The following is a 22846-nucleotide window of genomic DNA, read 5'->3' on the forward strand; positions in this document are numbered from 1 at the left end:
TCGGCCTGGCCAGGGAGGACATCGACTTCGATCAAGACGTCGTCCGGATCCGACGGCAGGTCAAGATGGTGCGGACGAAGCTGTGCTTCGCACTTCCCAAGGGGCGCAAGGTGCGTGACGTGCCCTTGCCTCCCAGCGTGGCCAAGGCCCTGTGGCGGCACATCGACCTCTTTGCGCCCCTGCCGATCACCATGCCGTGGGACGCCCCGAGCCCCCCGCAGACACCGGTGGAAGCCAAGCATTGCCGGCCGAGGACGTACAACCTCCTGGTGACCGGACGCGAGCGGAAGGCGACCAACCGGAACTACTTCAACTCCTACGTCTGGAAGCCCGCTCTGGCCGGAGGCCGGCGTGATTGCCCCGCTGGAGGAGAGCGCTCCGGACGGAGCCCGCGTGTGGGAGCTCTCGCGAGAGCACGGCTACCACGCCCTGCGGCACTTCTACGCATCCGAGCAGTTGGAGGCCGGTGAGTCGGTCGTCTCCCTGGCTCGGTGGCTCGGCCACTCGGACCCCGGGTTCACGCTCCGGAAGTACGCCCACTTCCTGCCCCGCGCGGGCGCACGTGGCAGCGCCGCCATAGACGCCGTCTTCGGGTAGCTCCCAAGCAACTGGGAACAGCCCGGCCCCGGCCCAAAGTCCCAGAGAAGTCCCAGAGAAGTCCCAGAGGCGCTGCCGCACCCCTTCCAGACCCGCATTCGTGCAGGTCACATAGGGTGCGGCGGCAGCCGTTGCTCAGATATCCCGGAAGGTCTCGATCCGCGCTCCCACCGTGTTGAGCCGCTCCGCCAGATCCTCGTAACCACGGTTGATGACATAGACGTTGCGCAGTACGGACGTACCCTCCGCCGCCATCATCGCCAGCAGCACCACCACGGCCGGGCGCAGTGCGGGCGGGCACATCATCTCGGCCGCGCGCCAGCGGGTCGGGCCCTCGACGAGTACGCGGTGCGGGTCGAGCAGCTGGAGGCGGCCGCCGAGGCGGTTGAGGTCCGTGAGATAGATCGCGCGGTTGTCGTACACCCAGTCGTGGATCAGGGTCTTGCCCTGGGCGACCGCCGCGATGGCCGCGAAGAACGGCACGTTGTCGATGTTCAGGCCGGGGAACGGCATCGGGTGGATCTTGTCGATCGGGGCCTCCAGCTTGGACGGCCGGACCGTGAGATCCACCAGGCGGGTACGGCCGTTGTCGGCCGTGTACTCCGGGGAGCGGTCGTGGTCGAGGCCCATCTCCTCCAGTACCGCGAGCTCGATCTCGAGGAACTCGATCGGTACGCGGCGGATGGTCAGCTCCGACTCGGTGACCACAGCGGCGGCGACCAGGCTCATCGCCTCGACCGGGTCCTCGGAGGGGGAGTAGTCGACGTCCATGTCGATGTTCGGTACGCCGTGCACGGTGAGCGTCGTCGTTCCGATGCCCTCGACGCGTACGCCCAGCGCCTCCAGGAAGAAGCACAGGTCCTGGACCATGTAGTTGGAGGAGGCGTTGCGGATGACGGTCACCCCGTCGTGCCGCGCGGCCGCGAGCAGCGCGTTCTCGGTCACCGTGTCACCGCGCTCGGTCAGGACGATCGCACGGTCGGGTGTGACGCTGCGGTCCACCCTCGCGTGGTACTGACCCTCCGTCGCGGTGATGTCCAGGCCGAACCGGCGCAGCGCGATCATGTGCGGCTCGATGGTGCGGGTGCCCAGATCGCAGCCGCCGGCGTACGGCAGCCTGAAGTGGTCCATCCGGTGCAGCAGCGGACCCAGGAACATGATGATGCTGCGGGTCCGCCGGGCCGCCTCCGCGTCGATGCCGTCCAGGTCGAGATCGGCCGGAGGGACGATCTCCAGATCGGTCCCGCCGTTGACCCAGCGGGTGCGCACGCCGATGGAGTTCAGCACCTCCAGGATGCGGAAGACCTCCTCGATCCGCGCCACCCGGCGCAGTACCGTGCGTCCCTTGTTGAGCAGTGAGCCGCAGAGCAGCGCCACGCATGCGTTCTTGCTCGTCTTGACGTCGATGGAGCCCGACAGTCGGCGTCGTCCGACCACCCGGAGATGCATGGGACCCGCATACCCGAGGGAGACGATCTCGCTGTCCAGTGCCTCACCGATCCGGGCGATCATCTCAAGGCTGATGTTCTGGTTGCCTCGCTCGATCCGGTTCACCGCGCTCTGGCTGGTACCCAGGGCATCGGCGAGCTGAGTCTGTGTCCAGCCACGATGCTGTCGTGCGTCACGGATGAGCTTGCCGATGCGTACGAGGTAGTCGTCGGTCATGAGGCGAGGCTATATCGCATATGAGATGGCGACCAATTCAGCGTCGATTTCGGCCTCTTGTCCCTTATATCTCACATGTCATCGTGTGGTGCATACAAGAGACTCAGTGCCATCTGAACGTTTTCATTTGTGATGTCCGGGCACAGAAAAGCGAGTCGGGCGACCGTCCCGCTCTCCCGGCTCCAGACCCTCGTCGTGCCCTGCGGAGCACGGATGTGGTCAGCCGCTCGAGGTGGGCGGGTTGGGGCAGATCCGGACGACGAAGGCCGGCTCGACGCCGTGGGCGCCGAGCCAGCCTTTCCGGTGGTGCATCCCCCACGGGGGCGAGCCTTCCGTTCGACCGGGCGGGTCAGTCCGTGCCGAACTCCATCGCGGCGCGGTCCAGCATTTCGTCGTCACCGGAGACCTGGCCGCGGGACGCGATGGCCTCGGCGCCGCCCTGCGGCATGGTGCCGATCAGCCCGGTCGCGGCCGCCTGGGCGGCACCGATGGCGGGATTGGCGGTGCCGATCAGGCCGAGTCCGGCGTACTGCTCCAGCTTGGCGCGCGAGTCGGCGATGTCGAGGTTGCGCATGGTGAGCTGGCCGATCCGGTCCACCGGGCCGAACGCCGAGTCCTCGGTGCGCTCCATGGACAGCTTGTCCGGGTGGTAGCTGAACGCCGGGCCCGTGGTGTCGAGGATCGAGTAGTCGTCACCGCGCCGCAGCCGCAGCGTCACCTCGCCGGTGACGGCCGCGCCGACCCAGCGCTGCAGCGACTCGCGGATCATCAGCGCCTGCGGGTCCAGCCAGCGGCCCTCGTACATCAGCCGGCCGAGGCGCCGTCCCTCGTTGTGGTACTGGGCCAGGGTGTCCTCGTTGTGGATCGCGTTGACCAGGCGCTCGTACGCCGCGTGCAGCAGGGCCATGCCGGGCGCCTCGTAGATGCCGCGGCTCTTGGCCTCGATGATCCGGTTCTCGATCTGGTCGGACATGCCCAGGCCGTGGCGGCCGCCGATGGCGTTCGCCTCCATCACCAGGTCGACGGGGGAGGCGAACTCCTTGCCGTTGATCGTCACCGGTCGGCCCTGCTCGAAGCCGATCGTCACGTCCTCGGGGAGGATGTCGACTTCAGGGTCCCAGAACCGCACGCCCATGATCGGATCGACGGTCTCGATGCCGTTGTCCAGGTGCTCCAGGGTCTTCGCCTCGTGAGTGGCGCCCCAGATGTTGGCGTCGGTGGAGTACGCCTTCTCTGTGCTGTCGCGGTAGGGCAGGTCGTGGGCGAGAAGCCACTCCGACATCTCCTTGCGGCCGCCGAGCTCGGTCACGAAGTCCGCGTCCAGCCAGGGCTTGTAGATCCGCAGGTGCGGGTTGGCGAGCAGGCCGTACCGGTAGAACCGCTCGATGTCGTTGCCCTTGAAGGTCGAGCCGTCGCCCCAGATCTGTACGTCGTCCTCGAGCATCGCCCGGACCAGGAGGGTACCGGTGACGGCGCGGCCGAGCGGCGTGGTGTTGAAGTAGGCACGCCCGCCCGAGCGGATGTGGAACGCCCCGCAGGTGAGCGCGGCCAAGCCCTCCTCCACCAGCGCCGCGCGGCAGTCGACCAGGCGCGCGATCTCGGCGCCGTAGGTCTTCGCGCGGCCAGGCACCGAGGCGATGTCGGGCTCGTCGTACTGGCCGATGTCGGCGGTGTAGGTGCACGGGATGGCGCCCTTGTCGCGCATCCACGCGACGGCGACCGAGGTGTCGAGGCCACCCGAGAAGGCGATGCCGACGCGCTCTCCGGCGGGAAGGGAGGTGAGGACCTTGGACATGGGAAGAGTATGCAGGATTCTGCATGATCATGCAACGTGTCGCTGGGAATTCGCCGTGGCGCGGTATTCATCCGGCATCCTCGGCACTCTCGGTCGCGCGACCGAGAGTGCCGAGGCGGAAGCCGAACGACTCGGTTCATCGAGGAAACGGCTCGATGGGGCGAGACGGGACTGGGACCAGTCGTTGTCCTTTGCCGGCGAAGTCAGTCGGTTGGCGTGCGCTGACCTGCCTCGACTGGATCGGCCGGCAAATGATCACGTCAGGCGGGTTGTCCCGTCCCGGATGATCTGACCTGGGGCGACCAGATCGGTTGAGACGCCTGGTCGCCGGGAATCCCAGCTGACATGGTCCGGGGCGCCTGGGTGCCGGTGCTGTCCCAGTCGATCGGGTTCGGCTTTGCTGTTTCACACTGGCAGGTCTCGTTAGGATGCCCTGAGCATGGACGTGAATGCAGGGAACGAGATGATCGCCATCCCGCCGGGGCAGGTCACGCTGTCGGACCGGCGGACGCAGCGCAGTTGGTCGGTCGAGCTTGCGCCCTATCAGCTCGCGGCATTCCCGGTCACCCAGGCGTTGTACGCCCAGATCACAGGCCAGCGGCCGAGTGCCGCCCATGGGGACCAGTTGCCCGTCGAGTGCGTTTCTTGGTGGGATGCGGCGCGGTTCTGCAACACCCTGTCCCAGTGCGACGGGTTCACGCCCGCGTACCACCTCCTTGACGACGGCGAAGGTGGCGAAGGTATCGAGTGGGACGCGTCCGCCGACGGGTACCGACTGCCGACCGAAGCCGAATGGGAGCACGCCTGCCGTGCTGGTACGACCGGGCCGCAGTACGCGCCGCTCGACGAGATCGCCTGGTACCGCGGCAACTCGCACGAGCAGATCCACGACGTGGGTGGCAAACGGCCCAACCCGTGGGGTCTTTACGACATGCTCGGCAACGTCTGGGACTGGTGCTGGGACGTCTACGATGCCGAGGCCTACGGCACCTACCGGGTGCTCCGTGGCGGTGGTTGGTTCGATGAGCACTGGAGTTGCCGTGCCTCTGCGCGGCGCCGCAGCCACCCGACATTCCAGGTCGACGACGTAGGGTTCCGCATCGCGCGCTCCATCGTGTGACCATCGGTTCCCGTTCTGAGGCATCAAGCGAATCATCGGAGACGGGGATCAGGTCGACAGAGACGGGACACGGGTCGTGGGCGGGACCGGAAGTAGACGCGGCCACCAGGCATTCGCCAGCAGCACCGCCTCCGGAACCCCGACCCGCTCGAAACCCCCATCCTGCCTGGCCGCAGGTCAGACGGGTCACCTCGAACGCTTCCGCGTCCTTCGGTCGGATCCGCTCATCGGCGCGGACATCGACAACCACCGCAGAGCCGTCCGAACGGCGTACGTAAGTAGTCCGGAGCGTGCCGACGCTCACGCTCGCCGTCGTTCCAGTGCAGCCAGAACGGCTGCGAGGCGATCCCCACCACTTCGGGATCGAAATCCATCAGCAGAAGCCGGTCCCGCTCCAGCCGCGACTCGAAACCGACGTGCCGCCCGGTCGTCGCCGCCCAGTACCAGCCCGAGAAGTGACGCTCACCACGCGACCAGCGAAACGGCCGTACCGCGGGCACGTCCTCGAACCGCGCCGTCGCGCAGTCCAGCAGCGGACCCCGCCGACGCCCACGTACAGCATCCACGTACGACAGCTGGACGCACTTCGCCGGCAAGGAAGCCGAAACGACCGGGATCGCTGTCGAACGCCTCGATTGGAGGACAGCGGACAAAGTCGTGCTGCACATGACCGCGGCGCGGCGATGTATTAGTGTTATCTCGACATCGAGATATCTGTACGAGGCGTATCGCCCCCGAGTCACTAAGGCTTACCTAAGTTAGCCCAACCTTAGCGGATCGGCTCCAGGCTGCGACGGCAGGATGGCCGCGGTACGCGCACATTGATGAAGGAGACTGTCGTGTCGGCGAACAGCTTCGACGCCCGCAGCACGCTGCGCGTGGGCGACGAGTCGTACGAGATCTTCCGGCTGGACAAGGTCGAGGGCTCGGCCCGTCTGCCCTACAGCCTGAAGGTGCTGCTGGAGAACCTGCTCCGCACCGAGGACGGCGCGAACATCACCGCCGACCACATCCGCGCGCTCGGCAACTGGGACTCCCAGGCGCAGCCGAGCCAGGAGATCCAGTTCACGCCGGCCCGCGTGATCATGCAGGACTTCACCGGCGTGCCCTGTGTCGTGGACCTCGCCACCATGCGTGAGGCCGTGAAGGAGCTCGGCGGCGACCCGGCGAAGATCAACCCGCTGGCCCCGGCCGAGCTGGTCATCGACCACTCCGTCATCGCCGACAAGTTCGGCACCCCGGACTCCTTCGCCCAGAACGTGGAGCTGGAGTACGGCCGCAACAAGGAGCGCTACCAGTTCCTGCGCTGGGGCCAGACCGCCTTCGACGAGTTCAAGGTCGTCCCGCCCGGCACCGGCATCGTCCACCAGGTCAACATCGAGCACCTGGCCCGTACGGTCATGGTCCGGGGCGGCCAGGCCTACCCGGACACCCTCGTCGGCACCGACTCGCACACCACCATGGTCAACGGCCTCGGTGTGCTGGGCTGGGGCGTCGGCGGCATCGAGGCCGAGGCCGCGATGCTCGGCCAGCCGGTCTCGATGCTCATCCCGCGCGTCGTCGGCTTCAAGCTGACCGGCGAGCTGCCCACCGGCACCACCGCCACCGACCTGGTGCTGACCATCACCGAGATGCTCCGCAAGCACGGTGTCGTCGGCAAGTTCGTCGAGTTCTACGGTGAGGGCGTCGCCGCCACCTCCCTCGCGAACCGCGCCACCATCGGCAACATGTCGCCGGAGTTCGGCTCCACCGCCGCGATCTTCCCGATCGACGACGAGACCCTCAACTACCTGCGCCTGACCGGGCGCTCCCCGCAGCAGGTCGCGCTCGTCGAGGCGTACGCCAAGGAGCAGGGCCTCTGGCTCGACCCGGCCGCCGAGCCCGACTTCTCCGAGAAGCTCGAGCTGGACCTCTCCACCGTCGTCCCGTCGATCGCCGGCCCGAAGCGCCCGCAGGACCGTATCGTCCTGGCCAACGCCGCCCAGCAGTTCGCGCAGGACGTGCGCAACTACGTCGAGGACGACGCCGAGGCGGGCAAGGAGTCCTTCCCGGCCTCCGACGCCCCGGCCGAGCACAACGGCGTCCCGACCCGCCCGACCCCGGTCACCGCCGCGGACGGCTCGACGTACGAGATCGACCACGGCGCCGTCACCGTCGCCGCGATCACCTCCTGCACCAACACCTCGAACCCGTACGTCATGGTCGCCGCCGCGCTGGTGGCCAAGAAGGCGGTCGAGAAGGGCCTCACCCGCAAGCCGTGGGTCAAGACCACGCTCGCCCCGGGCTCCAAGGTCGTCATGGACTACTACGACCGTGCCGGCCTCACCCCGTACCTCGACAAGATGGGCTTCAACCTCGTCGGTTACGGCTGCACCACCTGCATCGGCAACTCCGGCCCGCTGCCGGAGGAGGTCTCCAAGGCGGTCAACGACCACGACCTGGCCGTCACCTCGGTCCTGTCCGGCAACCGCAACTTCGAGGGCCGGATCAACCCCGACGTCAAGATGAACTACCTGGCGTCCCCGCCGCTGGTCGTCGCCTACGCCATCGCCGGCTCCATGAAGGTGGACATCACCAAGGACGCCCTCGGCACCGACACCGACGGCAACCCGGTCCACCTGAAGGACATCTGGCCGTCCGAGGCAGAGGTCAACGAGGTCGTCGCCTCCGCCATCGGCGAGGACATGTTCTCCTCGTCCTACCAGGACGTCTTCGCCGGTGACGCGCAGTGGCAGTCGCTGCCGATCCCGACCGGCAACACCTTCGAGTGGGACCCGCAGTCCACCTACGTCCGCAAGCCCCCGTACTTCGAGGGCATGACGATGGAGACCACCCCGGTCACCGACATCACCGGTGCCCGCGTCCTCGCCAAGCTGGGCGACTCGGTCACCACCGACCACATCTCCCCGGCCGGTGCCATCAAGGCCGACACCCCGGCCGGCAAGTACCTCACGGAGCACGGCGTCGAGCGCCGCGACTTCAACAGCTACGGCTCCCGCCGCGGCAACCACGAGGTCATGATCCGCGGTACGTTCGCCAACATCCGCCTGCGCAACCAGATCGCGCCGGGCACCGAGGGCGGCTACACCCGCGACTTCACCGCCGAGGGCGGCCCGGTCTCCTTCATCTATGACGCCTCCCGCAACTACATCGCCGCGGGCGTCCCGCTGGTCGTCCTGGCCGGCAAGGAGTACGGTTCCGGCTCGTCCCGCGACTGGGCCGCGAAGGGCACCGCGCTGCTGGGCGTCAAGGCCGTCATCGCCGAGTCGTACGAGCGCATCCACCGCTCGAACCTCATCGGCATGGGCGTCCTGCCCCTGCAGTTCCCGGAGGGCGCCTCGGCCGAGTCCCTGGGCCTGACCGGCGAGGAGACCTTCTCCTTCGCGGGCGTCACCGAGCTCAACGAGGGCCGCACCCCGCGTACGGTCAAGGTCACCACGGACACGGGCGTCGAGTTCGACGCGGTCGTCCGTATCGACACCCCGGGTGAGGCGGACTACTACCGCAACGGCGGCATCATGCAGTACGTGCTGCGCAGCCTGATCCGCAAGTAAGGCTCACGCACACACCGAAGGGCCGCATCCCGTCCGACGAGGGGGTGCGGCCCTTCGTCGCTGCCGGCAACCCTCTGCCTGCCCTTCGCGGCGGCTTCGGAGCTACGAGACCTCGACCCTGGCACCTAGTGCCCCTCCCGGCAACGTTTGCCCCGTCGCGACGCCCGGCACGCACGCGCGCTGCGTTGGCCGAAAACCCATGGAGCGCTGCTACGAGGGCCTTCGGCCGCCTTGCGATCGCACGCACCGGACGCCGCTCCTTGACGGGCGAACGTTGCCGGTCGCGGCACTAGACTTGAAGAGTTCTTCAATTGGCAAGTCATCGAGTCGACCGGCGAGGAAGGGACGGGACTGAAGGTGAGCGTATTCGCTGATGCCGTCCGTGAGCGTGTCCGGCAGGCGCGGGCCGACATCGAGGCCGCGTTGGCCGCCGGGGACGCCCACGGGGCCGAACTGGCCCGGGAGGAGCTGGAGGACGCGCTGCGGCTCGCTGCCCGGCACAACATCAGGATCGAGACGGAGGACGAGGTGAGCGACCAGTGAAGCCCGCGGTACCGCTGTACCAGGCGAAGGCCGAGTTCTTCAGGATGCTGGGGCATCCGGTACGTATCCGCGTCCTGGAGCTGCTGCAGGACGGGCCGATGCCCGTACGCGACCTGCTCACGAAGATCGAGATCGAGCCCTCCAGCCTCTCCCAGCAGCTCGCGGTCCTGCGCCGCTCGGGCATCGTGACCGCGACCCGCGAGGGCACCACGGTGGTGTACGAGCTGGCCGGCGGGGACGTGGCGGAGCTGATGCGGGCCGCCCGGCGGATCCTGACGGTGATGCTGGCCGGGCAGCAGGACCTGCTGGCCGAGCTGACCACCACCGACGCCCGGGCAACGTCATGAGCGAACCGCGCAAGCAGCGCGAGAAGGATGTCGAGCGGTGGCTGGAGAGGGGGGTGGCGCTGCGCGCCGCCTTCTATGTCTTCGGCACCCACCTGTTCGCCGGGTTCGTGTGGCTGCTGTTCTACATCGGCCGGCACGCCCACAAATGAGCCCGGTGCGGCCCCACGCCGTGAATCGCGCCGCAGCGGCGCACGTCGGCCCGGACGCCTGCGGCCCCGTCCTCACTTGAGGGCGGGGCCGCAGGTCACTCGGCGGCGCGGGGTCAGGCTTTCTCAGGAACTCGGTTGCGACGCCGTCCGCTCGTCCGGCCACCGGTCGCTGCACCACTGCCGCTGCTCACCGGCGGTGACCTGGTGGGCGGCGAGCGCGGTGGGCAGGTCGCAGTGGACCCGGATGGCGGGGCCCTTGGCGTCGGGGACGAGTGAGCCGTCGGCGGGGATCGCCGCGAGTTCCAGGGGTCGGCCCTCCTCGGCGAGCCGGCGGGCGGCCTGGGCGACGGCGACCTGGCCGCCGACCGACCAGCCGCGCAGTCCGGTCAGGTCCAGCACGACCGGGCCGCTGCCCCGGGCCTGCACCCAGCCGATCGCGCCGTCGAACCGGGCGATCGCCTCGGCGCCGAGGTGCCCGGCCAGGGACAGCACGCCGAGGCCGGGGTGGGTGGTGTAGCGCCACTCGATGGTCATCAGGGCCTCGGCTTTCTACAGGGGGAGGGTGATCCAGATGCTTTTGCCGCGTCCGTCGGTGTCGCCGCGTACGACGGCGGTGCCGCCCAGCGAGAGGGTGAGCTCGACGACGGTGGCCAGACCGGTGCCCGCGGTACTCGTGACCGCCGCGTACAGGGGCGGCTGGTAGGGGTGGCGGTCGTGGACGGCGAACGCGAAGGTGCCGGGCCCGGCGGCGTAGACGACGGTGACGTTCTCCGAGAGGACGGCGGCGTGGCGGACGCTGTTGGTGACCAGCTCCGACAGGATCAGCAGGGCGGGGTCCACGCTGGGATGGCGCCGGGAGATGCCCCACTCCGTCAGGACCATCTCCGTGGTCTCCCGCGCCATCCGTACGGCCGATCCCATGGCGGGCACGGTCAGTACATGCCGCAGTGGCAGCCTCTCCCACTCGGGGGCCATCAGCGCTCCTGTCCGGTGCCGAGGCGGAAGCCGGCCACCGTCCGGGGGCGGAGCCGCAGCAGGGTGTCGTGCGGTCCGTGGGCCCAGCCGGGCAGGGTGCGCCGGTAGTGGGCGGCCTCGTCCGGGTCCGTGACGACCTCGCACGGGCCGGTCGCGGACACACTCCAGCCGGTGCCGGTGGGCATGCGGACCTCGTCGGCGTGGTAGGTGAGCAGAACGCGCCCGGTCAGGGCGGCGGCCTGGACGGGGGTGCGGACGATCAGGCGCCCGTACTCCAGGACATGGACGGCGGGGCGGACGACCACGACCTCGCGCTGCACATAGGCCACCCGGCCCCGTGCGGAGCCTTCCAGGAGCCACAGGGCCTCGGTCCCGGACACCTCGGTCATCAGACGGTGGGCGGGGACGCTCATCGCATCGCCTTCCGTGTGTGGTGCGGGGCCAGGAGCCCGGCGTGTTCGAGGTACTCGCGGGCCCCGGCGATGGCCTCTGGAGTGGTGGCGTACTCCCGCCCCTCGTGGCGCAGCAGGTCGAGCGCGCCGACGGATTCCAGGGCTTGGCGCTGTCCGGGGCGGATGCCGGAGGTCATCACTGCGATGCCGCGGCGGTGGAGCTTCTCGACCGCGTCCTTGAGGACGAGGGCGCCGGTGGCGTCCATGGTGGTGACCCGGGACATACGCAGGATCACCACGCGGACGTCGGCGACCTCGGACAGCTCCAGCAGGAAGCGGTGGGCGCCGGCGAAGAACAGCGGCCCGTCGATGCGGTAGGCGACGATGTGCTCCGCGAGCAGCGCGTGTTCCTCGTCGCTGTGCTCGCCGGGCAGGTCGGGGCGGAAGTCGACCTGGTCCATACGGGCCTGGCGGGCCACCGCCCGCAGGGCGAGGGCCCCGGCCACGATCAGGCCGATGATGACCGCGTAGACCAGGTCCAGGGCGAGGGTGGCCACCGCCGTGAGGACCAGGACCACGGCGTCCGCGCGGGTCGCCTTCGCCATCGCCCGCAGCGAGCCGACCTCTACCATGCGGATCGCGGTCGCGATCAGCACCCCGGCCAGGGCCGCGAGCGGGATCTTGGAGACCAGCGGGGCAGCGGCGTACACGATCACCGCCAGCACGGCGGCATGGGTCAGGGCGGCCAGCCGTGAGGAGGCGCCGGTGCGGACGTTGACAGCGGTACGGGCGATCGCGCCGGTCGCGGGAACGCCGCCGAACAGCGGGGCGGCGATGTTCGCCAGGCCCTGCCCGAACAGTTCCCTGTCCGGATCGTGCTTCTGCCCGACCGTCATGCCGTCGGCGACCTGCGCGGACAGCAGCGACTCCAGCGCGGCCAGAGCGGCGACCGCGACGGCCGGGGCGAGCAGGGAGCCGAGCGCGGACGGTTCGACGAAATCGAGGGAGGGAGCGGGCAGTCCCGACGGCAGGTCCCCGATCGGGGCGGCCGCGTCCAGATGGAAGACCTGCGCGACGATCGTGGCGGCGACGACCGCGACGATCGAGAACGGGACGGTGGGCCGTCGGCGGGCCCCCACCAGCATCACGAGCGCCACCGCGGCCGCGAGCGCCACGGCGGTCCAGTTCGGCGACTTCACGAACTCCCCGATGGCGTGCCAGGTCACCACCAGGACCTTGTCGCCCTCCGGCTTGGCCACGCCGAGCGCGCCAGGGACCTGCTGCAGGCCGATCACGCAGGCGATGCCGAGAGTGAAGCCCTCCACCACGGAGGCCGGGATATAGGCCATGTAGCGGCCGGCCCGCGCCACGGCCAGGCCGAGCAGCATCAGCCCGGCGATCAGGCCGACCATCAGCACGCCGCCGGTGCCGTACTGGGCGACGATCGGCACCAGGACGACGGTCATCGCGCCGGTCGGTCCGGAGACCTGGAGGTTCGACCCGCCGAAGACGGCGGCCACCGTGCCCGCGACCACGGCGGTGGCAAGCCCCGCCTCGGCGCCCAGGCCGGATGAGACACCGAAGCCGAGTGCCAGCGGCAGGGCGACGATGGCGACGGTCAGCCCGGCCAGCAGGTCACGGCGCGGGTCGCGGCCCATCGCGGCCAGGTCGGCGCGGGACGGAAGCAAGGAACGCACCCGGGCGATGCCCCGGGCCACAGGAGTGCTCATGGGGCCGGAACCTCGGCTTCCCGCAGCTCGGCCAGCAGCTCGTTCTGCCCGGAGAGCATCTCGGTCAGGATCCGGCGGGCGGCCCGCAGCAGCTCCGCCACGTCGCCGCCGGCCAGCTCGTAGACGACGGTGGAGCCCTCTCTGGTGGAGGTCACGATCCCCGAGCGGCGCAGGACCGCGAGCTGCTGGGAGAGCGCGGCGGGCTCGATCTCGATCTCGGCGAGCAGGTCACGCACGGGCATCGGCCCGTCCTGCAGCAGGTCCAGCACCCGGATGCGCACCGGATGCCCCAGCATCCGGAAGAACTCCGCCTTCGCCTGGTACAGCGGAACCGGCATCGGCCTGTCTCCTCCTCATCATCGACATCGCCCGCGCATGCGGACCGCCGGGCGGCTGGTCACCGCCGGGGCACGGCACGCGCCCACGGTCGTCCGCGATCCTCGGCCGCGGGCGTCCTTGTACAAGGCGCGTCGCTCTCGCCGTGCCGGCGCCTGCATGCCCGGGGGTCGCGCCCCCGCACAGAAGGCGCGACCAGGGATCCATGATGTAGGCAATTGCAGAACTTTGCAATTTCGCAACCCCGTAGGTTGCAGTCCCGATGCTCCGTGCGACGTAAGCGGTTCTCCGAGTGCGGCCGTCACTCAGGTCGTCGACGTGCCAGTCCGCCCCGTCGTTCCGGTGGGCGGGCTGCGGGGGAGCAGCGGCTGTCGATCAGTGCAGCGCTTCGCCGTTACCAGAGCCCGATCGGGTGATGCGAACGCTGAAATCCGGCGCACTCGGCAGAGCGCCGCTTGGCTGAAACGTATGCAGGGACGCCCTGAACTGTTCGCGATCGAAGTGGAGCCGGAGGTACGTGCGTGGCTGGAAACTCTTACGCCTGACGACTACCGAGCCGTCGAGAGGTTCGCCGACCGGCTTGCGTCGGACGGCCCCCTCTTGCCTTTCCCGCTGGCCAGTCATCTCGGTGACGGCCTGAGAGAGCTTCGCATCGGTTCTGTACGCGTCACATACTGGCTGGCTCCCGGACGCAGAGCCGTTTTGCTCACAGTGTTCCGAAAGACCAAGATGCGGGAGGCGGAGCAGGTTCAGAAGGCGCAACGCGCGCGGAAGCTTTGCGAGGCCGAGCATCCGCCTGCGGGCGAGCACGACGTCTACAGTAGGCCTGAGGAGGCCTGATGAGCAGGGGTTACCACACGAGCTGGAGGGTCCCGCCCGAGCATCGGGAGGACGCCGCATACCGCGCTGCCGGGCGCCGTATGGACTTCGCACAGGCCGTCTACGAGCGCCGCTCCGCACTTGGCTGGAGCGCGGCAGAACTTGCAGACCGGGCCGGCATGACGGAGGAGGGCATCGAGCGCATCGAGGAGAGCGGTGTCGACCCGACCCTCGAACTGATCGAGCAACTGGCTGCCGCACTCGAATCCGGGGCAAGCATCGACCCACGTGCGACACCGGAGTTTCGCTTCGTGAGCCGTGCCGCCTGAATCAGCAGGGCCGCACCGAGGAGTATGTGAAGGCTCATGCGCCTAGAAGATCACTGAAAATCTTGTGTTGAGGGCGGCTTCCGCGACGGTTGGGCCGTCAGTGAGTCGGGGCAAGGGTCCAGGTGCCGTCGGCGGGTTCAAGGCCGAGGTTGATGAGCCGTCGGAGGTTGAGGGCGGCAGCGCGGTTGCGGATCCAGGTGTCGTTCTTGATGGTGCCGAGGTAGCGCAAGCGGCGGTTGCCTTTGGCGGTCAGCCAGGCGATACCGCGTTCGACGGGTGGCCGCCAGCGGCGGTAGGTGTCCTTCCAAGCGGGGTCGGCAGCCTGGGCGCGGGCGTCGGCCAGGCGCCGGTGCTGGGGGTGAACCCGCAGGACACGGCCGGTCTTGGAGGTGGTGCAGCGTTCACGCAGCGGGCAGCCGGTGCACAGCTTCTTGTACTGGGCCTGGCGGAACCCTCCCTTCAGAGGCTTGCCGAGGGGGAGGGTGTGCCCTGCCGGGCAGGTGACCTGGCTGTTTTCGGTGTCGATGTGGAAGTCGTCGCTGGTGAAGCCGCCGGGGACCGCCACCCGAAGCGGTGGCGGTTTGAGGACGGCGTCGTGGCCGGCCTGTTCGAGGTGTTCGCGCAGGTCGGCGGTGCCGTAGGCGGAGTCGCCGAGCACCTCGACCGGCTCGGCCTCGTCTGCCACATTTCCGTAACGCCGTTCCGTGACGCCCGCCGCTGACGGCAGGCCCGGGGTCAGCTCGTCTTGATGGGCACCCTGCCGGCGTCGTACACCTGTCCGGTGAGGGCGTTGACTCGGTAGGTTTCGACGGGAGCCGGTGCCTGCGCATCGTCGGTCTGTCCGGCGTGGGACGATGTCACGTTCACGAGCCAGTAGGGCTTCCACTTGCCGTCCAGGTCGTCCGCCTTCACGGTGACGGCCTTGGTCTGAAACTCGGCGTCGGTGCTTCCGTTGGCCCGCAACTGCGCCGCCACGGCCTTGTTTACCGCCTCCTCGGCCTGCCGTGCGTCGAGCTTGACCTCGGGGAGGTCTGCGCGCGTCGGGCCGAGGGTCACGTCGATATGAGATACGCGCCCGGCCCTGTCGATCTGGACGTCCAGCATCCTGGGCATCAGAACGTCGTTGTGAGTCCATCGCCAGTTCGTCATCCAGCCCAGGCTGGCCTTCTCGCCGACGGGATCGGTCTCCTGCACAGTCGCGCTCCTCGCCCATGGGTATTGCCGGCGCGCGTACGCCTGCGCAATCTCATGTGCCTCGCGGGCGGTGGTGGGCGCTTTCGCCCCCTTCACCGGGTATCCCATGCCGGTGGGCCGGTCGCTTTCCTCGAGGAGCACGTTCAGGTGCTTCTTGTCCGGCCAGGAGAGGCTGCCGTTCCCGAACAGCTCGGACTGGCCCTTCTCACGGATGTGCAAGTGGAAGATGACGTCCTTGCACGATGCGTCCGGGCAGGGCTGCTCATACAGCTGGCCGATCGTGTACCGGTCACCGAACGCTTCCCTCACCGCCGCCTCGACAGCGCGCTTCTGATCCGTATCCGCCGCGGAGAGGCCGCTGCCGTCAACGTTGGTGAAGGCGAGCATCGGGCGGGCGACGCCCAAGCCCAACAGGAACAGTGCGAGGGAGGCGATCAGTGCGCCCTTCACGCCGCCCTGCCACAGGAGCGACTTGCGCACGGTGAGTACGGTTGCGGCGATGGCGAGTCCCGCCAGTCCGCCGATGATGTTCATCTCGGCGTCCGAGCTGTCGCACACGCGCCCCAGGCCGTCGACGGTGGCCTGCGTGAATTCGATGGCCAAGGGCAGGGCGATGACGCCGACCAGGGCGGGAAGGGGCCGGCGGACTGCCAGGAGGGCAAGGGTGCCGACAGGCACCATCATCGCCAGGTTCCACAGCCCCTGCGTGGTGTGGAATGGCTCGGCGAACTGATGGTTGAGGACGCATACGTCGCTGGCCGGGCCGGCACCCATGAAGGTGACGCCGAGGACACCGGTGACGGTGAAGGCGAGTCCAGACCACCACAGGCCGTGAGTGTTGCCCAGCCGGCGAGCGAGCGCCCATGCCGCACCACCGAGAGTCAGGGCCGTCAATGTGCACGCGACCAAATAGCCGACGTGATGCTGGAAGATCGCGGAGAACACGGCGCGGTCCTTGCGTAGTCAGAGTGAGGTAGGCAGGGCCGCAGGCCCCGCCTGATCAGACGGAGCCTGCAGGGTGTTGGTTTCAGCAGTGTGTGCTCGGCGTCTGGAACGTGCCGCCGCTGTAGGTGAGGACACCGGCCATGCTCTTGCAGTAAGCGCTGCTACCCAGGCCCCACGACTTCTGCACGGTCTGGCCCGAGCTGATCGAGAAGGAGGAGGAGTACGTCGTAGATCCGCTGTACGTATAGCCGAGGCGGACGCTGATGGTAGAGCCGCCCGTCTTGGAGTACGTGGCGTACACGGTGGTGCCCGAAGTCTGCTTGTTGTACAGGATGCCGTTGGACAGCGTGGTGCACCGCTCCATGGGCTCGTTAGTGGCGGTGTAGCCGGAGCTGCTGCAGTAGGCGGCGGCCGACGCGGTCGGCGCGCTGAACATGACCGAGCCAGCCGCAATAGCAAGTGCGGTCAGCGTGACGTTGGCTCTGGAAGACATCGATGTGTGGGGGCGTACGGTGTCGGCGTCGCCGAACACCAGCAGGGTGGGCGCCTCGATCGTGGCGGCCTCCGCCGACCAGTCGTAGTCGTGCCCCAGCAGATCGGCCATCTTGGCGACCAGATGGCGCCGCGGGACCGCGAAACTCATCGGTCGCTCAGAAGTCGCCCTCCTTAAGGGCGTCGACGAAGGACGCCCAGCCCGGGGCACGGAAGACGAGCGCGGGACCTTCGGGGTCCTTGCTGTCACGGACGGGCGCGACGCCGGGGAGGCCGTCGGCGACCTCGACGCAGTTGCCGCCCTCTCCGTTGCTGTAGGACGACTTGCGCCACCTGATGGTGCTCATGGTCTCGTGTAGTCCTTCGCCACCGATTCGAGCAGGTCGAGGGACGCCATCGGCGACAGTGCGGCGGCCCTGACGAGATCGTATGACTTCTGGAAGCGCTCTACCAGGCCAGGATCCTCAATGAGTTGGCCGGTGTGGGCACCCTCGGCGTAGACAACGATCGGCGCTTCGTCGAAGGTCATCAGTCGGAACGCCTCCTGGATGAGGGCATGGGCCGAGGCGGCGAAGGGCAGCACCTGCACCATGACTCGATGCTCGCGCCCCAGCACAGCCAGGTGCAGCAGTTGTCCGCCGATGACGTCCGGCCCACCAAGTGGTACCCGCAGCACCGCTTCATGCAGGACTGCCCACAACATGGGCGGTGTTGAGACATCGAGAATGCGTTGGCGCTCCATGCGCGTATGGACGTGCCCCTCCACCTCCTCCTGAGGTGCGAGCGGAAGCGTCGTCCGGGTGATGGCGCGCGCGTAGCCCTCCGTTTGTAACAGACCGGGCACCAGAACCGGCGCGTACTCGCTGATCGTCTTCGCCTGCTGCTCCAGCTCCGCCGCGTCCGCGAAGTAGTCCGCAACTTTCGATTTGCGGGCGAGGCGGCACAGCCGCTGGAGGTGCTCGCCGCTGCCCAGCACCTCGTCGAGCAGTCTGGACAGGTCCAGTTGGGGCCGTCTCGTCGCTGCCTCCAGCTGCCCGACATACGTCCCCGAGCAGAAGGCCCGCTCCCCGAGCTGCTCCTGGGAGAGCATCGCGGCCTCGCGCAGACGGCGCAGCTCGGAGCCGTAGAAGGCCCTGGGGTCGGTGTACGGGTCCGTGTTCCTGGGCTGGGTCATCGCCGACGCCCCTTCACGCAAGGTACTTGCCGGGTTTTGCCTCCTACTGAGCGTAGCCATATGCGACCACGCTGTGAGGTGTGAACAGCGAATCGAAGCCATTCGTACTCATCCAGGAGTTGAGCGAGGCCCTGGCCGCGCTCGGCATCACGCTCCCGTCCCTCGGGGTTGACCACGCATCGAGCGCGCCGCTGGTCGAGCTGGGCCGGTGCAACCTCGACACGGCGCGGCGGCTCGCGACGGTGCTGAGGGAGGCGATGGCGCGATGAGCGACGGACTACCGGCCGGCACCATCGTTGTCGACGAGCGCACCGACCGCGTCGGTGAAGTCATGGGCGCCGAGGGGCCGTACGTCCAGTTGCGCCCGTTGCGCGGCGGCCGGGAATGGGACGCGGATTCGGCCCGCGTGAGGATCGCGACCCCCGCCGAGCGGCTGAGCATGGCACTGGCCGAGGCCAACGCCGCCAGCTCGGCCGCCTACGACTTGTCGCGCTGGAAGGCGTACCTGAGGTGACCCCGGGGAGCGGACACGGGGGCGTTCGTGGTCCAGCGATGACGACCGAGACGCTGAGAGGACGGCTGCCGCGGGCCGCCGCGGTCCGGTTCGGAAGTGGCCGCATACGACCCGGTCACGCCGTTCCGGTCGAGGCGAGGACCGGTGGCCCCGCCGACCGTGGCTCAGCGCTGCGGCCTTGGGCGCCAGGAAGCGCCGTGCGTCAGGCCGCGTCCACCTGGATGCCGTTGCGTCGGAGCAATGCCGCTGCCACGCCGTCCCCCGGACGCAGGCTGCCGGTGAACGTGCCGTCGTAGATCTGTCCGCGGCCGCACGACGGACTGCGGGCCATCAGAAGCGCGCTGCGGGCTCCAGCAGCCTGAGCGGCGGCCAGCGCCTGGCCGGCGCCGTCCACGAACTGCGCTGTGCAGTCCGTGCCCGTTGAGTCGAGCACCCTGGCGCGGCCCTGCAGGACGTCTTCCCCGTCTCCGCCAACGATCTCGGCCGCTTCACGCGGCGTGGGCAATCCGCCTGCCACCTCGGGACAGAACGCGACCGCACGTCCCTCGGCAACCAATGCCCGCGCCTGCTCGGATTCCACGGAGCGTCCGTTGTACCGACACGGCACGCCTGTCAGACACGCACTGACCAACACCGCTTCCATGAGGCCAGCCTATCGAGGGCGTTGGCGCGTCCGTCCCGTGCCCTCAGGTGGTGCTCAGCGAAGTGGGAACCGGCGGGCCGCGTTCGGTCCTGGTGCGGCAGGATGTGTTCCGGTGGTTCGGAGATCGGGGGCGGGCATGCTGGACGGGCTGAGCGAGTACTGCGCCGAGGCGCTGGCGGAGCACGGGTGCCCGTCGGTGTCCATGGCCGTGGCCGAGCGGGGTGAGGTGGTCTGCGCCCAGGCGTACGGGATGGCGGACACCGCCGCCGGGATTCCCGCCACGCCCGGCACCGCCTACGGGCTGGCCTCCGTCACCAAGCCGATCACCGCCACCGCCGTCTGCGTCGCCGCCGACGAAGGGTTGCTGGACCTGGACGCGCCCGTGCCGGGCGAGTACCGGTGGGTCGCGCCGACCGTGCGTCAGCTGTTGCGGCACCGGGGCGGTTTCGGGGCGCACTACGACTTCCACTACGGCGGCGGCGAGCGCCCGATCGATGCCGGCCGCTACAGCGTGCTCTACCGGGAGCCCGGCTCCGGCTTCGAGTACGCGAACCTCGGGTACCGGATCATCGGCCAGGTGCTGGAGGAGGCCACCGGGCAGCCGCTGGAGAAGTTCGTTCGCGAGCGGGTGTTCGAGCCGCTCGGGCTCACCGGCTGCCACATCGGGCCGGAGTACCCGGGGGCGGCACCCTCCGCGGTGCGGTACACCGTCGACGGCCGCGCGTACCCGGCCCGTTGCGACACCAGCCACCCCGGGGCCACCCTCGGCTGGGCCACCGCCCCCGAGCTGACGCTCTTCGCGCAGTCGTACGAACGGCTGCTGAAGCCGGAGACGGCCGCGGCGGTGCGGGACGGGCTGCCCTTCAACGCCCACCTCGGGTACGGGCTCGGCTGGTGCGTGTCGCGGGGCGGCGACGGGCCACTCGTCCAGAGCCACGGCGGTGGCATGGGCGGCGTCGCGGCGATGACGGTCGCCGTACCCGAGCAGCACCTCTCGGTCGCCGTACTGACCAACTCCACCAGCAAGGCGGCCCGCGACGCGATCGTCCAGTACGTACTGGGGGAGCTGGTCCCGAGGCACACGTCCGAACGGATCGACCCGGTGATCCGTGACGCCGCTCGCCCGCTGGACCTTCCGGTGGGCGCCTGGGCGGGCCCGATCGGCACGCCCGAGGGGGAAGTGCCCATCGTGCTCCGGCTGTCGGCGGACGGCCGGGTCGAGCTCCGGCTGAACGGCGAGAGCGCCATCGCCCCTGCACTCGCCTCCGAGGCCTGGGATCTCAAGGCCGACTTCCCTCTGCAACTTCCCACCGCCGACGCGCGCATCAACAGCCCCCGCCTCGGCCTGGCGCTCCGTCTCGTCGACGGACGGCTGACCGGCGTGGCCCACGCCTACAAGAACGGAGACGGCGAGGGCCTGCTGGGCAACTTCCTCACGCATCCCTGTGAGCTGCGGCCTCGCTGATGCGGCGGCCGGGGACCGTTCACGGAGCGGTTCAGGGACCGCCCGCGCACCGGATGCGTCCGCGGACGGTCAGAGCGTGGGGAAGCCGCTCCGTGGCCGGACGTTCTCGATTGCTGTGGTGGCGCGGAAGACCGCGGTGTCGTCGTGGGAACGCCCCGGTCGAGCCGCAAGCTCTCCAGGCTCGGTGTCCCGCCCTGCGGGCGGTTCCAGGGGCGAAAAAGGTTTCATTGAGCAATTCAGGAACCGTCCCGCGACCGGTACCGCGAAGGGCACCGTGTTGCTGGGCGCCAGGACCGTCATCGCCGAGTCCTGCCCTGCAGGTCCCGGCGGGCGTCCCGGACAGCGGGCACAGTCGCGCTACCGTTCCTAGCGATGTTGGCCACTGTTGGCTGAATCGCATGAAACCGGACTGGTCCGGTGACCCCGCGAACGGTCTTCGGGGTCTGGGAACAGCGCGAGTTGGTCACCTTGGCGCAGTCGAGTGTTGCCGCCTGTGTTTGGCGTGCTCGCTGTCCTGGGTGGGCTCGCGGTCCCACGCATCCTCGGGATGAATACGGCCTGGCCGGTAGCTCTCCGCGCCACGATCCTCTGGTCGTGGGCGGTCACACCTGGCCGACGCCGGATTCGGTGCCCGAGGGCGCGTCGTGCGATGGCCACCGAGGCACCGTGATGCCGGGTGACCTTGCTGTTGGTCTGCTGCTGCAGCGGGGTCCTCCAGTACCGCTCGCCCCAGACCGAGGTGTAGGCCGGGTCGACGGCGATCACCACGAGACCTTGATGGAAGGCCATGCTCCGGAGCCGTTCCCGGAACTTCGCAGTGGGAATACCGGCGACGGTGCGGCGGAACCGCTTTCCGCGCCCGCCCCGGCCCATGGTCTCCCGGCCGACCTGACGGGCGTCGTAGAAGCCCAGATCCTCGATTGCGATGCCGGCGCATTCGTGCTCGCGGGCAATCCGGATCAGCTCGGAGATCGCATTCCTCAGCCGTCCGTCCCGCTGGATGGTCGAGCCAGTGAGGTCGATCGGCACGGTGATGGGTTCGCCTACAGGGTTGCCGTGCGGGTCAAGAACGTACGCGGCAAGGTGGTCGGCGTTCAGGTCAACACCGAGCAGCTTCTCCCCGAACGCCCGGATCTCCTCCGGCGATGGCAGGACGGCCTTGTCCGCCGACCAGGACGCGTCCACATACCAGCGGCCACGGCCCGGCTCGTACACGATGTCGTAGCGCACGGCCCGGTGTGCGGTGACGCGGTCCAGCCATTCTTCCCGCACGTGGTGAAAGGTGACAGAGCAGGAGAGCGTGTACCGGCCCCGTGGTGCGTTCGCCAGGTGCCGCAGCGGCTCCGGCAGCACCAGCGTGACCGAGCCGTTCTCCGGGGCGACGGTGATGGTGTAATTGCCGTACGGGGCCCCGGACTCGCCGTCGGCGGTCAGGAACAGCCGCCCGGCCTCCCACCGCTGCCGCCACTGCTGCTCGGTGAGCTGCGCGGCGGCCAGGTTGTGCCGGGTCTTGAGCAGGCGCCTGCCGCCGACCACAATCGCCGGGCGACCGGACGCGATACGCGCTTCCACGCCCGCCAGCCGGGCCTGGAGTACCTGCAGGCGGCGCTGCTTCTGGAAGCGTTCGCCCTGGGTCGGGTAGCCGCGCGTTGTGCCCACGCGCTTGCCGCACGGGACAGCCAGACGCCGGGTGATGGTACGGACGGCGCGACGCAGGCACGTGCGCTCGTCGTACAGGCAGCGCAGGGAGAGCTGGTACTGGTCCTCGTCGGCCCTGGTCATGGCCCCGGCCCAGCGGGAGGAGGACACGGCGGTGAGCGTCTTCTTCCGCTCCGCCCGCCGCGTGTCCTTCTTCCGCACCTCGCCGATACGGACCCGCGCGGCGAGATCCGCCCGCTGATGGCGGCCCAGATGCTCACCGGCCAGACGCAGGACCTCCGCCTCCCCGGGCGTGATGCACAGCCGGTCCCGGATACGTGCCCCGGCGGGAGCGGCAACGGTGAAGGGCGCCGCGATCGTACGCAACTCACGCTTCTTCCCCTGCTTGCCTGCCACCGGCCACCCCCTC

General features: G+C 69.1%; 26 protein-coding genes. 11 read left to right on the forward strand and 15 right to left on the reverse strand.

Annotated elements, in window-relative coordinates:
• Positions 1-351: 351 nt before the first annotated feature.
• Positions 352-597 (forward strand): site-specific integrase, encoded by a 246-nt coding sequence (locus ABD858_RS25075; RefSeq protein ID WP_345041514.1) that lies wholly within the window; start codon positions 352-354, stop codon positions 595-597.
• A 135-nt stretch (positions 598-732) separates the two neighbouring features.
• On the opposite strand, the gene ABD858_RS25080 is transcribed toward ABD858_RS25075, so the two are convergent.
• Both ABD858_RS25080 and argG read right to left on the reverse strand, forming a co-directional pair.
• The gene (locus ABD858_RS25080; RefSeq protein ID WP_345041516.1) at positions 733-2262 is read right to left on the reverse strand and encodes a helix-turn-helix domain-containing protein; all 1530 of its coding nucleotides are present in this window, start codon (positions 2260-2262) and stop codon (positions 733-735) included.
• A gap of 349 nt (positions 2263-2611) precedes the next feature.
• Complete coding sequence (gene argG, locus ABD858_RS25085) at positions 2612-4057, reverse strand: argininosuccinate synthase (RefSeq protein ID WP_345041518.1); 1446 nt, start codon at positions 4055-4057, stop codon at positions 2612-2614.
• Positions 4058-4496: 439 nt separating this feature from the next.
• Here argG and ABD858_RS25090 point away from each other — a divergent pair, with 439 nt between their 5' ends.
• Positions 4497-5177, forward strand: coding sequence for a formylglycine-generating enzyme family protein (locus tag ABD858_RS25090; protein ID WP_345041520.1), 681 nt, complete (start codon positions 4497-4499; stop codon positions 5175-5177).
• Between the two features lie 224 nt (positions 5178-5401).
• On the opposite strand, the gene ABD858_RS25095 is transcribed toward ABD858_RS25090, so the two are convergent.
• Positions 5402-5743 (reverse strand): TnsA-like heteromeric transposase endonuclease subunit, encoded by a 342-nt coding sequence (locus ABD858_RS25095; RefSeq protein ID WP_425586249.1) that lies wholly within the window; start codon positions 5741-5743, stop codon positions 5402-5404.
• 273 nt (positions 5744-6016) lie between these two features.
• Here ABD858_RS25095 and acnA point away from each other — a divergent pair, with 273 nt between their 5' ends.
• The 4 genes from acnA (at position 6017) to ABD858_RS25115 (ending at position 9770) form a co-directional block, all read left to right on the forward strand.
• Positions 6017-8731, forward strand: coding sequence for an aconitate hydratase AcnA (gene acnA, locus ABD858_RS25100; protein ID WP_345041523.1), 2715 nt, complete (start codon positions 6017-6019; stop codon positions 8729-8731).
• A 357-nt stretch (positions 8732-9088) separates the two neighbouring features.
• A complete protein-coding gene (locus tag ABD858_RS25105; protein WP_345041525.1) occupies positions 9089-9274 on the forward strand; it encodes a hypothetical protein in 186 nt (61 codons plus the stop codon).
• Positions 9271-9621, forward strand: a complete 351-nt coding sequence (locus tag ABD858_RS25110; RefSeq protein WP_345041527.1) for an ArsR/SmtB family transcription factor — start codon at positions 9271-9273, stop codon at positions 9619-9621. The genes ABD858_RS25105 and ABD858_RS25110 overlap by 4 nt, the downstream gene beginning before the upstream one ends.
• Positions 9618-9770, forward strand: coding sequence for a DUF6126 family protein (locus ABD858_RS25115; RefSeq protein WP_345041529.1), 153 nt, complete (start codon positions 9618-9620; stop codon positions 9768-9770). The genes ABD858_RS25110 and ABD858_RS25115 overlap by 4 nt, the downstream gene beginning before the upstream one ends.
• Before the next feature lie 123 nt (positions 9771-9893).
• Here ABD858_RS25115 and ABD858_RS25120 read toward each other — a convergent pair whose 3' ends face one another.
• From ABD858_RS25120 to ABD858_RS25140, 5 genes are read right to left on the reverse strand one after another with little or no spacing between them, the layout of a single operon-like run.
• Positions 9894-10304 (reverse strand): STAS domain-containing protein, encoded by a 411-nt coding sequence (locus ABD858_RS25120; protein ID WP_345041531.1) that lies wholly within the window; start codon positions 10302-10304, stop codon positions 9894-9896.
• A 15-nt stretch (positions 10305-10319) separates the two neighbouring features.
• The gene (locus ABD858_RS25125) at positions 10320-10745 is read right to left on the reverse strand and encodes an ATP-binding protein (protein WP_345041533.1); all 426 of its coding nucleotides are present in this window, start codon (positions 10743-10745) and stop codon (positions 10320-10322) included.
• The gene (locus tag ABD858_RS25130; RefSeq protein WP_345041535.1) at positions 10745-11158 is read right to left on the reverse strand and encodes a pyridoxamine 5'-phosphate oxidase family protein; all 414 of its coding nucleotides are present in this window, start codon (positions 11156-11158) and stop codon (positions 10745-10747) included. The genes ABD858_RS25125 and ABD858_RS25130 overlap by 1 nt, the downstream gene beginning before the upstream one ends.
• Positions 11155-12867, reverse strand: coding sequence for a SulP family inorganic anion transporter (locus tag ABD858_RS25135; protein ID WP_345041538.1), 1713 nt, complete (start codon positions 12865-12867; stop codon positions 11155-11157). The genes ABD858_RS25130 and ABD858_RS25135 overlap by 4 nt, the downstream gene beginning before the upstream one ends.
• The gene (locus ABD858_RS25140; RefSeq protein WP_345041540.1) at positions 12864-13205 is read right to left on the reverse strand and encodes an ArsR/SmtB family transcription factor; all 342 of its coding nucleotides are present in this window, start codon (positions 13203-13205) and stop codon (positions 12864-12866) included. The genes ABD858_RS25135 and ABD858_RS25140 overlap by 4 nt, the downstream gene beginning before the upstream one ends.
• A gap of 466 nt (positions 13206-13671) precedes the next feature.
• Here ABD858_RS25140 and ABD858_RS25145 point away from each other — a divergent pair, with 466 nt between their 5' ends.
• Both ABD858_RS25145 and ABD858_RS25150 read left to right on the forward strand, forming a co-directional pair.
• Positions 13672-14043 carry a type II toxin-antitoxin system RelE/ParE family toxin gene (locus ABD858_RS25145; protein ID WP_345041542.1) on the forward strand — a complete coding sequence of 124 codons (372 nt, stop codon included), beginning with the start codon at positions 13672-13674 and terminating at the stop codon, positions 14041-14043.
• The gene (locus tag ABD858_RS25150; RefSeq protein WP_345041544.1) at positions 14043-14351 is read left to right on the forward strand and encodes a helix-turn-helix domain-containing protein; all 309 of its coding nucleotides are present in this window, start codon (positions 14043-14045) and stop codon (positions 14349-14351) included. Before ABD858_RS25145 ends, ABD858_RS25150 begins: the two co-directional genes overlap by 1 nt.
• 97 nt (positions 14352-14448) lie before the next feature.
• Here the strand turns inward: ABD858_RS25150 and ABD858_RS25155 are convergent, their stop codons facing one another.
• The 5 genes from ABD858_RS25155 to ABD858_RS25175 form a co-directional block, all read right to left on the reverse strand.
• Positions 14449-15036: a transposase gene (locus ABD858_RS25155; RefSeq protein ID WP_345041546.1), complete on the reverse strand. Its 588-nt coding sequence runs from the start codon at positions 15034-15036 to the stop codon at positions 14449-14451.
• A 50-nt stretch (positions 15037-15086) separates the two neighbouring features.
• A complete protein-coding gene (locus ABD858_RS25160; RefSeq protein ID WP_345041549.1) occupies positions 15087-16319 on the reverse strand; it encodes a VanZ family protein in 1233 nt (410 codons plus the stop codon).
• A gap of 253 nt (positions 16320-16572) precedes the next feature.
• The gene (locus tag ABD858_RS25165) at positions 16573-17133 is read right to left on the reverse strand and encodes a hypothetical protein (protein ID WP_345041551.1); all 561 of its coding nucleotides are present in this window, start codon (positions 17131-17133) and stop codon (positions 16573-16575) included.
• A gap of 7 nt (positions 17134-17140) precedes the next feature.
• Positions 17141-17329, reverse strand: coding sequence for a DUF397 domain-containing protein (locus ABD858_RS25170; protein WP_345041553.1), 189 nt, complete (start codon positions 17327-17329; stop codon positions 17141-17143).
• On the reverse strand, positions 17326-18156 hold the full coding sequence (locus ABD858_RS25175) for a helix-turn-helix domain-containing protein (RefSeq protein WP_345041555.1): 831 nt from the start codon (positions 18154-18156) through the stop codon (positions 17326-17328). Before ABD858_RS25175 ends, ABD858_RS25170 begins: the two co-directional genes overlap by 4 nt.
• A gap of 80 nt (positions 18157-18236) precedes the next feature.
• Between ABD858_RS25175 and ABD858_RS25180 the strand changes: the two genes are divergently transcribed.
• Both ABD858_RS25180 and ABD858_RS25185 read left to right on the forward strand, forming a co-directional pair.
• Complete coding sequence (locus tag ABD858_RS25180; RefSeq protein WP_345041557.1) at positions 18237-18425, forward strand: hypothetical protein; 189 nt, start codon at positions 18237-18239, stop codon at positions 18423-18425.
• Positions 18422-18670, forward strand: coding sequence for a hypothetical protein (locus tag ABD858_RS25185; protein WP_345041559.1), 249 nt, complete (start codon positions 18422-18424; stop codon positions 18668-18670). The genes ABD858_RS25180 and ABD858_RS25185 overlap by 4 nt, the downstream gene beginning before the upstream one ends.
• Positions 18671-18872: 202 nt before the next feature.
• Here the strand turns inward: ABD858_RS25185 and ABD858_RS25190 are convergent, their stop codons facing one another.
• Positions 18873-19313 carry a 2-thiouracil desulfurase family protein gene (locus ABD858_RS25190; protein ID WP_345041561.1) on the reverse strand — a complete coding sequence of 147 codons (441 nt, stop codon included), beginning with the start codon at positions 19311-19313 and terminating at the stop codon, positions 18873-18875.
• A gap of 136 nt (positions 19314-19449) precedes the next feature.
• Between ABD858_RS25190 and ABD858_RS25195 the strand changes: the two genes are divergently transcribed.
• Positions 19450-20778: a serine hydrolase domain-containing protein gene (locus ABD858_RS25195; RefSeq protein ID WP_345041563.1), complete on the forward strand. Its 1329-nt coding sequence runs from the start codon at positions 19450-19452 to the stop codon at positions 20776-20778.
• 366 nt (positions 20779-21144) lie between these two features.
• On the opposite strand, the gene ABD858_RS25200 is transcribed toward ABD858_RS25195, so the two are convergent.
• A complete protein-coding gene (locus ABD858_RS25200; RefSeq protein WP_345041565.1) occupies positions 21145-22833 on the reverse strand; it encodes a hypothetical protein in 1689 nt (562 codons plus the stop codon).
• Positions 22834-22846 lie beyond the last annotated feature (13 nt).

The organism is Streptomyces sannanensis, assembly GCF_039536205.1.
In the GTDB taxonomy this organism is placed as follows: domain Bacteria; phylum Actinomycetota; class Actinomycetes; order Streptomycetales; family Streptomycetaceae; genus Streptomyces; species Streptomyces sannanensis.

Excerpts from the sequence above, each read along its gene's own strand:
- ABD858_RS25130 (WP_345041535.1), bottom strand. The coding sequence starts at position 11,158 with ATGAGCGTCCCCGCCCACCGTCTGATGACCGAGGTGTCCGGGACCGAG.
- ABD858_RS25090 (WP_345041520.1), top strand. The coding sequence starts at position 4,497 with ATGGACGTGAATGCAGGGAACGAGATGATCGCCATCCCGCCGGGGCAG.
- ABD858_RS25115 (WP_345041529.1), top strand. The coding sequence starts at position 9,618 with ATGAGCGAACCGCGCAAGCAGCGCGAGAAGGATGTCGAGCGGTGGCTG.
- ABD858_RS25140 (WP_345041540.1), bottom strand. The coding sequence starts at position 13,205 with ATGCCGGTTCCGCTGTACCAGGCGAAGGCGGAGTTCTTCCGGATGCTG.
- ABD858_RS25170 (WP_345041553.1), bottom strand. The coding sequence starts at position 17,329 with ATGAGCACCATCAGGTGGCGCAAGTCGTCCTACAGCAACGGAGAGGGC.
- ABD858_RS25120 (WP_345041531.1), bottom strand. The coding sequence starts at position 10,304 with ATGACCATCGAGTGGCGCTACACCACCCACCCCGGCCTCGGCGTGCTG.
- ABD858_RS25175 (WP_345041555.1), bottom strand. The coding sequence starts at position 18,156 with ATGACCCAGCCCAGGAACACGGACCCGTACACCGACCCCAGGGCCTTC.
- ABD858_RS25080 (WP_345041516.1), bottom strand. The coding sequence starts at position 2,262 with ATGACCGACGACTACCTCGTACGCATCGGCAAGCTCATCCGTGACGCA.
- ABD858_RS25150 (WP_345041544.1), top strand. The coding sequence starts at position 14,043 with ATGAGCAGGGGTTACCACACGAGCTGGAGGGTCCCGCCCGAGCATCGG.
- ABD858_RS25185 (WP_345041559.1), top strand. The coding sequence starts at position 18,422 with ATGAGCGACGGACTACCGGCCGGCACCATCGTTGTCGACGAGCGCACC.
- ABD858_RS25195 (WP_345041563.1), top strand. The coding sequence starts at position 19,450 with ATGCTGGACGGGCTGAGCGAGTACTGCGCCGAGGCGCTGGCGGAGCAC.
- ABD858_RS25145 (WP_345041542.1), top strand. The coding sequence starts at position 13,672 with ATGCAGGGACGCCCTGAACTGTTCGCGATCGAAGTGGAGCCGGAGGTA.
- ABD858_RS25125 (WP_345041533.1), bottom strand. The coding sequence starts at position 10,745 with ATGGCCCCCGAGTGGGAGAGGCTGCCACTGCGGCATGTACTGACCGTG.
- ABD858_RS25160 (WP_345041549.1), bottom strand. The coding sequence starts at position 16,319 with ATGGGTGCCGGCCCGGCCAGCGACGTATGCGTCCTCAACCATCAGTTC.
- ABD858_RS25135 (WP_345041538.1), bottom strand. The coding sequence starts at position 12,867 with ATGAGCACTCCTGTGGCCCGGGGCATCGCCCGGGTGCGTTCCTTGCTT.
- ABD858_RS25165 (WP_345041551.1), bottom strand. The coding sequence starts at position 17,133 with ATGAGTTTCGCGGTCCCGCGGCGCCATCTGGTCGCCAAGATGGCCGAT.
- ABD858_RS25190 (WP_345041561.1), bottom strand. The coding sequence starts at position 19,313 with ATGGAAGCGGTGTTGGTCAGTGCGTGTCTGACAGGCGTGCCGTGTCGG.
- argG (WP_345041518.1), bottom strand. The coding sequence starts at position 4,057 with ATGTCCAAGGTCCTCACCTCCCTTCCCGCCGGAGAGCGCGTCGGCATC.